The sequence below is a fragment of the Pseudomonas sp. B611 genome (assembly GCF_055407965.1).
This window is the reverse complement of the sequence record NZ_JBUZST010000035.1, coordinates 1-12667: the sequence shown is the minus strand read 5'-3', so window position 1 is coordinate 12667 and position 12667 is coordinate 1. Positions and strand designations below refer to the sequence as shown.

Here is a 12667-nt window from a genome sequence, read left to right as displayed (position 1 = left end):
GCTGAACACTGCCTGCCCAATCAACACTGCTCAAAATGTGGGAGCTGGCTTGCCTGCGATAGCGCTGGCTCAGGCAACATCTCTGCCAGCAGTGCCGCCGCCTTCGCAGCCTCGCTAAAGCTCGACAGCTTCCACAGGGGGTAGCGGTGTCAGTGAGATCTGTGAGCTGAACACTGCCTGCCCAATCAACACTGCTCAAAATGTGGGAGCTGGCTTGCCTGCGATAGCGCTGGCTCAGGCAACATCTCTGCCAGCAGTGCCGCCGCCTTCGCAGCCTCGCTAGAGCTCGACAGCTCCCACAAACTGTACGCTCAACACACCAACCGCTTGGTCATGGGGGACTCTTGGTTCCAGGGCATGATCAGTTACCTCCTGATCATGCGTATTAGCCTGTAAACCATGTCCCCGGTTAGAAATGTAAACGATCTCCCCGGTTTGTACCGCCCCAAGCCCGCTCACCACAAGGATGAGCTCAGTGTGCCACTAGCACACCTGTGCTAATCGACCCCTCCCCCCTGCGGCGCTATATTCCTCGGCACTTCCAACGCACCCACCCGCACCGCGCATCCCCTGCGCGCGGACCCGTTGTGCGTTGGAAAAACCATAACAACCCCAAGGAAGAAGCACCATGAACCTGCACTCCTCTGTTACCCGCATCACCCTGTTGGGCGCCTTGATCATCGGCGTGGCCGGCTGCAGCAATATCAAACCCAGCGAAGACCACCTCAAGACCCTGTCGGAAACCAACCTGGGCGAGCCGGTAAAACGCATCTCCAATGTGCGCAGTGACTCCATGAGCACCTACTACGTGGCCAGCGCCGCCTCCGGCGAATACAACTGCTCGGTGCCCAGCGGCGCCAGTGGTGGTGCCTTCGCAATTGCCAGCTTCGGCCTGATGAAACCTGCCGCCTATTGCCAGCCCAAGGGCGCTAAGGGTAACGGGCTTGTTCCATTCGCCCAGTAAGTGACTGCTGGCTCAAGTCGCGCAGTGTGCCGCGCAGTTCTGCGGGGCGCACCGGCTTGGACAGGATGGCGATCTGACGGTCGTGCAAGGCGGCCTGGATGCGTTCCACGTCGTGCCCCGTGAGGATCAGCGCGGGCACCGCCCAGCCACGTTGTTCGCGCAGGGCATCGATGCATTCGATACCCGTGGCGTGGTTGCCCAGGTCATAGTCGGCGACGATGATGTCGCAATCACTCACCAGATCACGCCCCGACGACTCCGCCTGCACCTCGCAGCCCCAGCGCTCCAGCAGCGCCTGGGTGGCGAGCAGCACGTTGTGATCATCCTCCACCAGGCACACTTTCAAGCCGGTGAGCAGGCCGGCCTGCCGTATGTCGTCACGGGCAGCTGCTGCACGCGGCGCGCTGGCCAGGGTCAAGCCATGCAGGCTCACCGAGGTGCCATGGCCCACCTTTGAACGCAGGCTCACCTGCACCCCCATCAACTGCCCCAGGCGCTTGACGATGGACAGCCCCAGGCCCACGCCTTCGACGTCCTTGTCCCGCAGGTGGCGTACGCGATAGAACTCTTCGAAGACTTTTGACAGATGCTCCTCGGCAATCCCCCGCCCCCGATCATGAATCTGCACCGCCAGCCCGCCGTCGCGAATACGCACGCCCATCAACACCGGCCGGTGCGCGCCGTACTTGAAGCAATTGGACAGCACGTTTTGCACCATGGTCGCCAACAGCGCAGGGTCCACCAACACCCAGTGGGCGCAGGGCCGCAAGCGCAATTCCACCCCGGCCCAGCGCGCGGCCTCGGCGTTCTGGCGCACCAGATCGGCGAGAAACTCGCCCAAATGCACCGCCTGGTATTTGGGCAGCAAACGCCCGTTGTCGAGGGTGTACAGGTCCAGAATCGAACGAAACAACTGCGACACGTTGAGCAGCGAGCGGTCGATGTTATCCACCAGCCGCCGCTCTTCATCGCCCAGGCGCGCTTCGCGCAAGCACGCGGTAAACAGGCCGATGGAGTGAATGGGCTGGCGCAGGTCATGACTGGCCTGGGCGAGAAAACGGGATTTTTCCAGGTTGGCGGCGATGGCTTCTTCCGACGCCTTGCGCGTACGTTCCAGCAGGATATGGGCGTACACCGGGATCACCGTACTGGTGATCATCAACATCAGCACCATAAACGGTTGCGCCTGCCACACCGGCGTCAACTGGTACACGATCAGCAACGCCAACAACGCCAACGCCGTGGCAATCGCCAGGTAGCGCGAGCCGTAGCGCATGCCGTTGCCCAGGTTGACCCACACCATCACCGCATACAACGGCAACGCCGCCTCGCCGCCCACCACCATGCCGAACGAAGTGCCCGTATAGTCGTGGATCATGCCGAAGATACGCCGCGCCGGGTAATGCCCAGGCCAACGGGCGATCACCTGCCGCAAGATAATCGAGGCGATCAAAAACAGCACGATGTACAGAATCACCGGCAGATAAGTCTCCAGCGACTGCCCCGGCAAAAACCCCAGCACACTGATGTAAACAATCGCGATAGCGGCCACCACGATGCGCAAGTTGGCCTGGTCGAGTTCAGAGTTGGTCTCAATACCCATGGGTTACGTCCTTGTGCGGCAGTCGTCAGCGGCGTCATGCAATGCGGTGCTAAGGTAGCATGACCGCGCCACACACCGCCCCAGGGAGGAGCCCCCCCATGACCGGCCGCATCATCATCGCCGACGACCACCCGATGTTTCGCGAAGGCATGCTGCGCACCGTGCAACGCCTGCTGCCCGCGGCCGAGGTGCAAGAAGCCGGCGACCTCGACACGGTGCACGCGCTAATCAGCGACGGCGCCGACATCGACACCCTGATCCTCGACCTGCGCTTCCCCGGCCTGACCTGCCTGAGCCAACTGGCCGAACTGCGCCAGCAACTGCGGCGCACCACCTTGATCGTGGTGTCGATGGTGGATGACCCGGCGTTGATCGATCAGGTGATGGCGTTGGGCGCAGACGGTTTTATCGGCAAAAACATCGCACCCGAGGAGATCGGCCAGGCGTTGCTGGCGATTCGTGAGGGTGAGGTGTTGGTCAAGTTTGCGCCGTCGGGGTTGTTGCCGTTGGATACCCATACGTTGACGGCGCGACAGCAGGATGTGTTGAGGTTGATTGCCCAGGGCAAGACGAACAAGGAGATTGCCAAAGCGCTGGATATTTCGCCGTTTACGGTGCGGATTCATGTTTCATCGTTGCTGAGGGTGTTGGGCGTGAGTTCGCGGGCGGCGGCGGCGGTGAAGTATTCGGGGGTGGGTTGAGGGTTGGTTTTGTCGTGGTCAAGCATCACCGCAATGAACGCCTGCTCGACCACGTGTATCTGAGAAAGCTTTCTCGCACTCGGGGCAACTACCTTGGGGCCGGCACACCGCCCCCGTCCCGCACTTGCATCAGCGCAAAGCCCAGTAGGTTCAAGCCTTTCCAAAGATTCGGATTGTTCACATCCGCGTTATCCTGCGCGAGCCCTATACCCCAGATGCTATCAACCGGGCTGGCCTCGACAATAACCCGCGAACCGGTTTGTAGCAGGTATTCGTTTAACGACGGATTCTGAGAAAACTTGGCCTGGTTCGCTCGAACCACGATGTCGTATCGGTGTTGCAGCCAAACCTGTTCATCAAACCCGCGCACATTGCGGCCAAGCGCTTTGGCGGCATTTGGCGTAGGAGCGTTGAACACCTGCGCACGAATATCCTGATCGTCAAACAAGGCCGCTTTCTCGGCCATCATGAAGTGTTCGGCCGTCGGGTAATGTTGCCCCTCGACAACAAACCCGGCCTCAAACCATTGGCTGAAACACGAAGCCGTGACTGCAGTTTTGCTGCGCTGGTGCCCCCAGAAAAACGTAAAGCTCAGATCTTCTCCCGAGTTGAAACGGGCGCACAGTGCGTTCAAATGTTCAGAGTCGTTCAATGAGATACCCTCGATAACTGGAGAGCGAAGTTACAGCTACAGGGCTGGACCAGGCAACCACGAAGCGTGGCAGGTCAATGGAGCGCTTCATCCTCTGGCATCGGCTAGAATCCGCAGCTTATTTCGACAATGCTTGCTACCAACGAGGGAATTTCATGACAAGGATGGCCGCTGTTTTCACTTTACTGAGTTGCATGGCGTCGGCCTCGGCATTGGCGGCGTCTGATTGTCCTTTTCCGCAGGGAATGCAGGCATCCATCGGTGCGTCGAAGCAAGCTATTGCGGCCAGGCAAGCGGGCGTCGCCAAGGATGAACTGCTCACCAAAATTTCCCCCGCGGCCGATGGGCAGATGTCCAGGATGCTAAAGAGCATCGTCGACGAGGTTTACGATTATCCGGTGCTGCTGCCCGAGGTATACGCCGCCTTTCGTTTTGAGCGCTGCTTTGTTTCGCAGCAGCACGGGGAACAGGTGGCGGCGATGAAGTTTGCTGATGCTTATCCGTTGTTGAAGAAATGTGAACTGCTTGAAGCGGAAGGGGCGAGACCGCGTTGTGCGATGCGGGTGGTGCATACGGTGAGTGGGGTTCCGGAGTAATGGCCTTGGGTGGTTGGGGGCTGTGATGGAGGGCAGGTACCGGCCAAGAGCAGACGTTCGGAAATAGCGGGCTTCTCCCTTGTTTCTCCATCCCTGTACGCGCTAGCCTCAATGCTGTTTTAACCGCCACAAACAGGAAGAAGGCAGTCACCCTATGAATTTGGATCGTGCAAGGCAGCTGATTCATGGCGAGTTAAATCACGACTTCCCTATTGAAAGTCTCATCCATGTTCTTGAAGCAGCCATTGAGCTTATTTCTCTTCCGGACAATGACTTCTGCTGGTCAAGTTGGGAGGACGAAGCACAGGCAAAAAGAGAATTGCTAGGGTTGGTCAGTACGCTGAAGTCTGGCGTGTTACCCGAAAGGCTAAAATTTGCAGTTCTGTTTGCTCCAACCGGTCCCCTGCAAGAAGTCAGCCTCAGCAGTGGTTGGGCGGAACCCTTCCTTAAGGTCGCTGAGAAATATGATGAAGTTGAGGCATTGCTGTGGTGAGCGGGCCAAAAATACACTGAATCTCATCCACTAAACCGCATTTACACGTGTTGTAGCTGAGCCTTCGTGTATGGCCGCTATGGGTCGTTTTCTGACTCTCACGACGGGCAGAAAACGGCCAAGAGCTGCCAGTCATAAAAGGCTGCTTTCGACCCAGGCTGTGTGAAAACGCACTGAACACGTCGAAAGCTGAAATTCGCGAGGATGGGCTGTGGAGTAAGCGGGGCGATTCAGGGCATAAATCAGCGAAGTGTTGACGATAGACACTTGATCGCGAGGTGCCTAATCTAGGCTTCGAAGTCACGACAGGAAAAAGGATATGGCAGGAGGGAACATCATTTGCGGTACGTTCCAAAGTGCCGACAAATCGGGATCAGCCTTGGAGGCAGTGTTAGATGCACTCCCATTGCAGGCTCACGAACTGGTCGAGAATGTTAAACAGCAACTCGATACAGCAGACTTTGTCCTCATAGATGTAGAACAAGCGAAAAGCTTGCTTCCATTTTTACGGGTCTACCAGGCGCAACTGATCGCTGAGATCGGGCACGATGATTGGGCTCAGGCAACGCAGGAGGAGGAGTTTTCGCTTGAAACGGTCGCTGCCAAGTGGGGATCGGGTAAGGGATGGAGACTTTACTGCGTGCGAGATCTCGTAGGTGCTTGTGAAAATGCGTTGGTAGAAATGGAACCTGTTTGCATCGCGTTTAGTTAACTGCATCCAGTCCGTTTTCACACAACCTGGACCCATAGCAGTCATCGAACCGCATTGAACGACAGCAATGCCACCTGCCAGTTCTAAAATCGTGATGGCAGCTCATTTCCGGCCTTGATGTCCGAAAAGATCTCATCCGGATCTGCCTGACACCAATATCTGAACAGTAGGCGAGGCCCGATATTTCCGAAATGTTCATCCACGATGCTCTCCGGGGGCACGGTCAATTTAGGTTCTGACCATTGCTGGGCAAAAACACCTAATGGTTTGCCAGATGAATAAACAACCCAAGTCGCCTTGCCACCACTGATACGAGGTAGGTAGTCCATATCTTGTATCACTTCAATTAAGGTGCGCAGTGTTGCTAACGGATCGAGTGTGATCGACATTGCATGGCTTTCCAGATCATCCCCTGCATGAACGCTATCTCGATCAATGGGAACTACCAACATGACTGCTCCTTTTTAGTAGTGTGCTGTCACCAGATCGATCAGCGTAGAGACCTCCGCGGCTACCTGTCTACAGTCCGCTATTGGCCGATAGCCGCCTGTTGGACAGTGAATGGCCAAATACCGGCCTTCCAGCCCTCCATGCTCACGATGTCCCTCCCCCTCATCCGGCTCACAAAAGTAGCTAGTGATCAGTTCAAACTCCGCATCAGTCGCGGCAAACTCATGCTCCGCACGTTGATTGCGAAGATGCAACCTGGCACGACAGGTGTCATCGTCCACTTCACAGTTGCTCCCACAGGAAACCGGCAGTGTCCGGGCAATCTCCAGCCGAACACTTTCTACCCATCAATACAGCTTAAAATGTGGGAGCTGGCTTGCCTGCGAAAGCGGCGGCACAGGCAACACTTATGCGACATGCCCCACCACCATCGCAGCCGCGCTAAAGCGCTCACGCATCAAACCAGTCGCTTGCTCATCGGTATACACGCCAACACCAACCCCGACGGCGAATGGTAGACCGCCTGCTCATCCCCCACGTACCCACACGCCCGATAGAAACTCGCGGCATTCAACGTCGCATCCAGCACCACCGTTTCAATCGCCCGTTGCCGTGCCAGGTTTTCCAGGTGATCGAGCATGGCCTTGGCATACCCTCGCCCGGTGAACTCAGGCAGCACAAACAGCGCCCCCACTTCGTTGTTGTCGAGATCAAGCATTCCAGTGACGACAGGCTCACCCTGCACCCAGCCCAGGTAAAACGCTTTGTCCATCAGCGCGCTGTAGCCGTCTGCGGCAGTGCCGCGTGTCCAAAGCATCATTTGCTCACGGGTATACGCACCGATGCACTGGCTGCGAATGGCCAACAGACGAATGTCGAACGCCGCCTGGGCGTCTTCCGGGGTTGCGGGTTTTATCTCCAGCATTTCAATCTCCTTCCATGCACTCGCATAACACCCTATCCGATGATCCAAGCTGGCGCCATCGCGCCACCACGGCTAGCCGTGTGCTTGCCTGATGCCTATGATGTCGCCTTTCGCTAAGCTTCAGGAATGCCCATGCCCCACCTCACCTTGCGCAACGCCCTACCCTCTGACGCCGCGCGCTGCTTTGCAATCGAGACCAGCGCCTACGAAGGCGACGAAGCCGCAACCCTGGAAAAGATCGCCACGCGCATCGCACTGTACCCACAAGGCTTTCTGATCCTGGAAGCCGATGGCGAGATAGCGGGTTTTATCAACAGCGGTTGCGCCCACGACGTGGTGATGTCGGACGAGGCGTTCAAGGAACTGGTGGGGCATTCGGCCGAGGCGCCGAATGTGGTGATCATGTCGGTGGTGGTTGACCCGGCGCACCAGGGCAAGGGGTATTCCACGACGCTGATGAACGCGTTTGTGCAGCGCATGCGCGACATGGGCAAGCAGACCATTCACTTGATGTGCAAAGACCGCCACGTGGAGCTGTACACGCGCATGGGCTATCGCTACGTGCGGCCGTCAGCCTCGGATCACGGCGGGATGGCGTGGCATGAGATGGTCATGGATCTCTGATCTTCCCCCTCGGTAAAGGACTACCCCAATGTTCATCGGACGCCTCGCCCAACTCACCGGCTGCACCCCAAAGGCGATCCGCCTGTACGAACACATGGGGCTGATCAACGAGCCCCAGCGCAGCGGCCGCTATCGCGTGTACAACGCGCACCATGTGCAAATGGTGCATCTGATCCGCAAGGCGCAGACGGCGGGTTTCAAACTCGCCGAGATGGGGCCGTTGATCGCCGCGAAAAATGCGCTACGGGCCTTTCCATTGGAATTGGCCAACGCGGCTGTCGATGCCAAGCGCCTGGATGTGAAGGCCAGAATCAGCGAATTGCAGGCGTTGGACTTACATCTCGCCGGGCTCAAGCGCCAGATGAATGAGCTGTTCACGTCTCATACGGCAGAACCCCTCGCCTGTCCAGATACGCAAACGCCTCGCGCAATGCCTGCTGCGGCGGGCGCGGATTGAAGCCCAGCTCGGCCTTGGCTTTATCGATGTTGTATTCCTGACGCACGCCATGGAACAGCCGCACCTGGCTGCACATCAGCTGGGCGGGCTGGCCAGTGAGACTGGCCCAGCGCTCTTGCAGCCAGGCGATGGCCAGCAGCAACCAGCGCGGTGCACGTGGCGGCGCTTGCACACCCAATACCTCGGCCAGTTCAGCCAGCGATGACGAGCGCTCATTGGCGAGGATATAACGCTGGCCTGCACGGCCCTTCTGCGCGGCAAGCACCATGCCGCTGGCGACATCGCGCACATCGACAAAATTGAAGTGAAACCCTGGGTCCAGCGGCACCTTGCGCGCCTTCACCGCCTGCAAAAAACCCAGGGTATCGGTCAAGCGCGTGGCATTCGGGCCGATCATCGCCGATGGCAACACCGCGACCATCCACAACCCCAAGGCGTTCGCGGTATGCCAAGCGAGCCGTTCGCTGAGGATTTTTGAACGGTAGTAGGCATTTTCGGACTCCTCGCACCAATGGCTTTCATCCAGCGCACTGCCGTCATGCCCCACCGCCGCTACGGAGCTGACGTACACCACTCGCGTCACCCCCGCACGGCTAGCGGCTTGCAACACACACCGCGTGCCCTGCACATTGGGCTGGACGATCTCGGCCTCGGGGTTCTTCGCCCAGTGCTTGAACACCGCCGCCACCTGGAACAACACCTCGACGCCGTCGAGGGCCTTGAGCAGCGCAGCCTCATCCAGCAGCTCGGCGTAGACCACCTCACATTCGAGGCCCGCGAACGCGGCCTGCTGGTGTATATCACGCACCCCAGCGCGGACAGTGTGGCCTTGCCGGAGCAACTCCCTGACCAGCGTATTGCCCAGATGCCCATTGGCCCCCGTCACCAGACACAGCATGTCTATCGTCCTTTTTTCGCGTGGAAAACCCTGCGGTATGCGCAGCGAAAAAAAGCATAAAGTCTGTCCCGTGGGGCAGAGTCAAGCGGGCGTAAGGCTCTCAGCCGTGGCGGTGCGAATCAGGATGTCTCTGGACATATTTACCAACTCCCAGAAGCGCCACCGCCACCACTCGAACCGCCGCCGCCCGATGAGCTGCTGCTGGAACTGCTGGAGCTGCTGGAACCCGAACTTGACCCACCGCCCGAACCCGAACCCGTGCCGACTTTGCCAAAGATACACAGCGCCGCAAACGAGGCGATGGGGAACGCGAACAACCAGCCGTTACGTCCCATGTCCAGCACATACACCGCCGCGCCATACACCGCCACGGCCGCCAGCAACCGCGCGACAAAGCCCGCCCTGCTCTGCTTCCAGGCGTCTTTCATGAGCACCAACAGGATCAGGTACAACCCCAGCACAGCCAGCGCCCCCAGCGGATACGCCAGCCAGTGGATGAAGTTGACGTCGGCATAGTGTTGATCAACCACCACCAGCCCGAGGATGTAGGCCAACAGCCCCAGCACGCAGTAGAACACCGTGCGCGCCAGCCACAATGCGCCAAAGGTGGCGCCGCCGATCAGCATCGTCAGCGGCATAAGCAGCAGGGACAACGGCCAGGCCTGCCCACCGCTGAAGATCGTCAGTAACACCGTGGCCGCGACAACGGCAAGCAACGCACGACGCCAATGCAACTTGCCAGCGGCGAGCAGCACACCGCCGAGGGCGCCCAGAACAAACGCCAGTAACACCACCAACGCCCGGGGGCCGGTCGCCGGCGCCGTTACACCTGGCAGGTCGCCGCCGTCCACCAGCACGATCAAGTCGTTCACGGCCAAGCTCACACCGCCCGCGTAGTCACCTTGGCGAAACGCCGGGGTAATGTGTTCTTCGATGATGCGATGGCTCAGCAAGTCGGTAACGGTGCCTTCCAGGCCGTAGCCCACTTCGATGCGCACCTTGCGGTCATCCTTGGCCACCAGCAGCAGGATGCCGTCGTTGATGTCCTGGCGCCCCAGCTTCCAGGCGCGGAACAGTTGGTTGGCATAGTCTTCGAGGCTGGCGTCGCCGATGCTGGGCACCAGTAGCACGGCGACCTGCGCGCCCTTGCGCTGTTCGAGGGCGGCGAGCTGGTCTTTCAGACGGGTGGTGGTGCCCGCGTCCAGGGTGTTGGTGAGGTCGATCACGCGCTGATCGAGGGCCACGCCAATTGGCGAAGTATCCGCCTGGGCGGTGCTGAACAGGCCAATGCACACCAGCGCCAGCAGGCTGAAAACGGATTGCCGCACAATCACCCACATACTTGTTACCTGAAGTTTCTTCCTGAAGGTGCCGACTTTACCCTATCAGCGCTATAACGCGTGACCCCGCGCCATTGACTATCTAAACTGCGCACACGCATAGCAAAACGCCATAAACGAGAAACCCATGGACCTACGCCACCGCAACAACGTCAGTGTAATGGGCAGTGGCGCCTCGACCTTGGTGTTCTCCCACGGTTTCGGTTGCAACCAGGCCATGTGGAACTACCTGGCGCCGCAGTTTCGCGAACGCTTTCGCGTGGTCATGTACGACCTGGTCGGCGCCGGTCAGTCGGACCTCAATGCATTCGACAAGGCCAAGTACAGCACGCTGGACGGTTACGCCCGCGACTTGAACGAGATCATCCAAGCCTTTGCGGTAGGCCCGGTGATTCTGGTCAGCCATTCGGTCAGTGCCATGATCGCCACCCTCGCCGACCGCCAGGCCCCGGGGCGTATTGCCGCCCACGTGATGATCGGCCCTTCGCCGCGCTATGTGGATGCCGACGGTTATGTCGGCGGTTTCAAGCGCAGCGATATCGACGACCTGCTCGACACCCTCGACAGCAACTACCTCGGCTGGTCCAGCGCGATGGCGCCGGTGATCATGGGCGCGCCCGGGCAGCCTGAGTTGAGCGACGAATTGGCCGACAGCTTCTGCCGCACGGAACCGGAGATCGCCAAGCAATTCGCGCGGGTAACGTTCATGTCGGACAACCGCCAGGACGTCGCCGGCCTGGACACCCCGGTACTGATCCTGCAATCAAGCGACGACCTGATCGCCCCGGTCGTCGTCGGCGAATACCTGCACCGCGTGCTGCCCAACAGCACCTATTGCCTGGTCGACAACGTCGGCCATTGCCCGCACATGAGTGCGCCACAGGCGTGTACCGCCGCGATGGACACCTTCCTTGCGCCGTGGGCCGCCCCCCATGCCGGCTAAGCTGTTCGACAGCGCCGCCTGCGCTCTCGCCGTCACCGCGCAAGACGGTGCGATCCTGCAAGCCAACGCGCGTTTCTGTGAATGGCTGGGGTTCAGCGCCGCCGAACTCTACGGCCGGCGCTTCCAGGACCTGCTGACCATGGGCGGGCGAATCTTCCACCAAACCCACCTGGCACCGATGCTGCGCCTGCGCGGCAGTGTGACCGAAGTGAAGCTGGACATGCTGCACCGCGACGGGCACAAGGTGACCGTGCTGCTCAATGGCCTCAAGCGCGAGCAAGCGGATGGCGCGGTCTACGACCTGGCCCTGTTTGGCACCACCGACCGCGACAAGTACGAGCGCGAATTGCTCAACGCCCGCAACCTGGCCGAAGCGCTGTTGCAGGAAAAAACCGCCACCGAACTCGCCCTCCAGCAAGCCCAGGCCGAACTGAGCGAGGCCTATGCCATCGCCCAGCGCCGTGCGCTGTTTGCCGAGCAGATGGTGGCGATCGTCAGCCATGACTTGAAGAACCCGCTCACGGCGATCCGCATGGCCTCGGATTTCCTCAGCCGTGGCGAACGCAGCGCCAAGGAACACCAGTTGCTGGGGCATATCGGCCAGTCCTCCGAACGTGCCCAGCGCATGATCGCCGACCTGTTGGACTTCACCCAGGCCCGCGTCGGCCACGGCATCAGCATCAAGGTGGCGCCACTCGACCTGCACGCGGTAACCCAGCAGGCCGTGGATGAATTGCGCGTGGCCTTCCCCAAAGCCACCCTGGAACATCACGTCGTGGGCAGTGGCGACGCCAGCCTGGACGCCGACCGCGTGCAACAGATCATTGGTAACCTGGTGGCCAACAGCGTGGCGTACGGCGACCTGCAACACCCCATCACCGTGACTTCGCAGTTGGGCGATGGCGGTTGCACAGTCTCGGTGCACAACCACGGCGCGGTGATTCCCGAAGCGCTGCTGGCCGGGCTGTTCGAACCCATGACCCGCGGCACTGACCAAGGCAGCGACGTGCGCAGCGTGGGTTTGGGGCTGTATATCGTGCGGGAGTTGGCGAGGGTGCATGGCGGTGATGTGGCGGTGAGGTCCACTGTGCAGGATGGAACTCTGTTCAGTGTGCGTTTTGTGCCTGTCGAGGTTTAGCGGTCGCCTGTACTGCCGCTATCGCAGGCAAGCCAGCTCCCACATTTTTGAACTGAGTACACCTGCCCCAATCTGCAAACCCAATCCCCTGTGGGAGCTGGCTTGCCTGCGATAGCGGTGGGTCAGCTTCATCTGTGTTAACTGACAGGCCGCCTTCGCGGGCAAGCCCGC

15 protein-coding genes and 1 pseudogene are annotated in these 12667 nt (G+C 59.7%); 9 read left to right on the top strand and 7 right to left on the bottom strand.

What is annotated here, in order from left to right; genetic code table 11:
• Positions 1–628: 628 nt before the first annotated feature.
• Complete coding sequence (locus tag ACZRMO_RS30015; RefSeq protein ID WP_463975261.1) at positions 629–964, top strand: hypothetical protein; 336 nt, start codon at positions 629–631, stop codon at positions 962–964.
• Here ACZRMO_RS30015 and ACZRMO_RS30010 read toward each other — a convergent pair.
• Positions 930–2567, bottom strand: a complete 1638-nt coding sequence (locus tag ACZRMO_RS30010; RefSeq protein WP_463975260.1) for an ATP-binding response regulator — start codon at positions 2565–2567, stop codon at positions 930–932. The two genes, ACZRMO_RS30015 and ACZRMO_RS30010, sit on opposite strands and share 35 nt — an antisense overlap.
• Before the next feature lie 98 nt (positions 2568–2665).
• Between ACZRMO_RS30010 and ACZRMO_RS30005 the strand changes: the two genes are divergently transcribed.
• Positions 2666–3268: a LuxR C-terminal-related transcriptional regulator gene (locus ACZRMO_RS30005; protein ID WP_124528437.1), complete on the top strand. Its 603-nt coding sequence runs from the start codon at positions 2666–2668 to the stop codon at positions 3266–3268.
• A gap of 88 nt (positions 3269–3356) precedes the next feature.
• On the opposite strand, the gene ACZRMO_RS30000 is transcribed toward ACZRMO_RS30005, so the two are convergent.
• Positions 3357–3920 carry an NADAR family protein gene (locus ACZRMO_RS30000; RefSeq protein ID WP_463975259.1) on the bottom strand — a complete coding sequence of 188 codons (564 nt, stop codon included), beginning with the start codon at positions 3918–3920 and terminating at the stop codon, positions 3357–3359.
• Positions 3921–3997: 77 nt separating this feature from the next.
• On the opposite strand from ACZRMO_RS30000, the gene ACZRMO_RS29995 reads away from it, so the two are divergent.
• The 3 genes from ACZRMO_RS29995 (at position 3998) to ACZRMO_RS29985 (ending at position 5721) form a co-directional block, all read left to right on the top strand.
• The gene (locus ACZRMO_RS29995; RefSeq protein WP_463975258.1) at positions 3998–4516 is read left to right on the top strand and encodes a hypothetical protein; all 519 of its coding nucleotides are present in this window, start codon (positions 3998–4000) and stop codon (positions 4514–4516) included.
• 154 nt (positions 4517–4670) lie between these two features.
• Positions 4671–5009 (top strand): hypothetical protein, encoded by a 339-nt coding sequence (locus tag ACZRMO_RS29990; RefSeq protein WP_053257150.1) that lies wholly within the window; start codon positions 4671–4673, stop codon positions 5007–5009.
• A 319-nt stretch (positions 5010–5328) separates the two neighbouring features.
• Positions 5329–5721 (top strand): hypothetical protein, encoded by a 393-nt coding sequence (locus ACZRMO_RS29985; protein ID WP_122395988.1) that lies wholly within the window; start codon positions 5329–5331, stop codon positions 5719–5721.
• Positions 5722–5804: 83 nt separating this feature from the next.
• On the opposite strand, the gene ACZRMO_RS29980 is transcribed toward ACZRMO_RS29985, so the two are convergent.
• The 3 genes and pseudogenes from ACZRMO_RS29980 to ACZRMO_RS29970 form a co-directional block, all read right to left on the bottom strand.
• Entirely contained in the window at positions 5805–6173 is a 369-nt protein-coding gene (locus tag ACZRMO_RS29980; protein WP_463975257.1) for a hypothetical protein, read from the bottom strand.
• 150 nt (positions 6174–6323) lie between these two features.
• Positions 6324–6455 (bottom strand): annotated as a pseudogene (locus tag ACZRMO_RS29975) (ATP-binding protein); the annotation flags it as partial.
• Positions 6456–6628: 173 nt separating this feature from the next.
• Positions 6629–7096 carry a GNAT family N-acetyltransferase gene (locus ACZRMO_RS29970; RefSeq protein ID WP_463975256.1) on the bottom strand — a complete coding sequence of 156 codons (468 nt, stop codon included), beginning with the start codon at positions 7094–7096 and terminating at the stop codon, positions 6629–6631.
• Positions 7097–7228: 132 nt separating this feature from the next.
• On the opposite strand from ACZRMO_RS29970, the gene ACZRMO_RS29965 reads away from it, so the two are divergent.
• Both ACZRMO_RS29965 and ACZRMO_RS29960 read left to right on the top strand, forming a co-directional pair.
• Complete coding sequence (locus ACZRMO_RS29965; RefSeq protein ID WP_463975255.1) at positions 7229–7720, top strand: GNAT family N-acetyltransferase; 492 nt, start codon at positions 7229–7231, stop codon at positions 7718–7720.
• A gap of 28 nt (positions 7721–7748) precedes the next feature.
• Positions 7749–8177 carry a MerR family transcriptional regulator gene (locus tag ACZRMO_RS29960; protein ID WP_463975254.1) on the top strand — a complete coding sequence of 143 codons (429 nt, stop codon included), beginning with the start codon at positions 7749–7751 and terminating at the stop codon, positions 8175–8177.
• Here ACZRMO_RS29960 and ACZRMO_RS29955 read toward each other — a convergent pair.
• Together ACZRMO_RS29955 and ACZRMO_RS29950 are read right to left on the bottom strand one after the other, a co-directional pair.
• On the bottom strand, positions 8095–9075 hold the full coding sequence (locus ACZRMO_RS29955; protein ID WP_463975253.1) for an NAD-dependent epimerase/dehydratase family protein: 981 nt from the start codon (positions 9073–9075) through the stop codon (positions 8095–8097). The genes ACZRMO_RS29960 and ACZRMO_RS29955 overlap by 83 nt on opposite strands.
• A 140-nt stretch (positions 9076–9215) precedes the next feature.
• On the bottom strand, positions 9216–10415 hold the full coding sequence (locus ACZRMO_RS29950; protein ID WP_463975252.1) for a TPM domain-containing protein: 1200 nt from the start codon (positions 10413–10415) through the stop codon (positions 9216–9218).
• 127 nt (positions 10416–10542) lie between these two features.
• On the opposite strand from ACZRMO_RS29950, the gene ACZRMO_RS29945 reads away from it, so the two are divergent.
• A complete protein-coding gene (locus tag ACZRMO_RS29945) occupies positions 10543–11358 on the top strand; it encodes an alpha/beta fold hydrolase (RefSeq protein WP_463975251.1) in 816 nt (271 codons plus the stop codon).
• Positions 11348–12496: a PAS domain-containing sensor histidine kinase gene (locus ACZRMO_RS29940; protein WP_463975250.1), complete on the top strand. Its 1149-nt coding sequence runs from the start codon at positions 11348–11350 to the stop codon at positions 12494–12496. The genes ACZRMO_RS29945 and ACZRMO_RS29940 overlap by 11 nt, the downstream gene beginning before the upstream one ends.
• Positions 12497–12667 lie beyond the last annotated feature (171 nt).

What these genes read in the sequence shown, in the direction of transcription:
- ACZRMO_RS29970 (WP_463975256.1), bottom strand. Translation starts at nt 7,096, where the DNA reads ATGCTGGAGATAAAACCCGCAACCCCGGAAGACGCCCAGGCGGCGTTC.
- ACZRMO_RS29945 (WP_463975251.1), top strand. Translation starts at nt 10,543, where the DNA reads ATGGACCTACGCCACCGCAACAACGTCAGTGTAATGGGCAGTGGCGCC.
- ACZRMO_RS29985 (WP_122395988.1), top strand. Translation starts at nt 5,329, where the DNA reads ATGGCAGGAGGGAACATCATTTGCGGTACGTTCCAAAGTGCCGACAAA.
- ACZRMO_RS30005 (WP_124528437.1), top strand. Translation starts at nt 2,666, where the DNA reads ATGACCGGCCGCATCATCATCGCCGACGACCACCCGATGTTTCGCGAA.
- ACZRMO_RS29980 (WP_463975257.1), bottom strand. Translation starts at nt 6,173, where the DNA reads ATGTTGGTAGTTCCCATTGATCGAGATAGCGTTCATGCAGGGGATGAT.
- ACZRMO_RS29940 (WP_463975250.1), top strand. Translation starts at nt 11,348, where the DNA reads ATGCCGGCTAAGCTGTTCGACAGCGCCGCCTGCGCTCTCGCCGTCACC.
- ACZRMO_RS29965 (WP_463975255.1), top strand. Translation starts at nt 7,229, where the DNA reads ATGCCCCACCTCACCTTGCGCAACGCCCTACCCTCTGACGCCGCGCGC.
- ACZRMO_RS29990 (WP_053257150.1), top strand. Translation starts at nt 4,671, where the DNA reads ATGAATTTGGATCGTGCAAGGCAGCTGATTCATGGCGAGTTAAATCAC.
- ACZRMO_RS29995 (WP_463975258.1), top strand. Translation starts at nt 3,998, where the DNA reads ATGGAGCGCTTCATCCTCTGGCATCGGCTAGAATCCGCAGCTTATTTC.
- ACZRMO_RS30015 (WP_463975261.1), top strand. Translation starts at nt 629, where the DNA reads ATGAACCTGCACTCCTCTGTTACCCGCATCACCCTGTTGGGCGCCTTG.
- ACZRMO_RS30010 (WP_463975260.1), bottom strand. Translation starts at nt 2,567, where the DNA reads ATGGGTATTGAGACCAACTCTGAACTCGACCAGGCCAACTTGCGCATC.
- ACZRMO_RS29955 (WP_463975253.1), bottom strand. Translation starts at nt 9,075, where the DNA reads ATGCTGTGTCTGGTGACGGGGGCCAATGGGCATCTGGGCAATACGCTG.
- ACZRMO_RS29960 (WP_463975254.1), top strand. Translation starts at nt 7,749, where the DNA reads ATGTTCATCGGACGCCTCGCCCAACTCACCGGCTGCACCCCAAAGGCG.
- ACZRMO_RS29950 (WP_463975252.1), bottom strand. Translation starts at nt 10,415, where the DNA reads ATGTGGGTGATTGTGCGGCAATCCGTTTTCAGCCTGCTGGCGCTGGTG.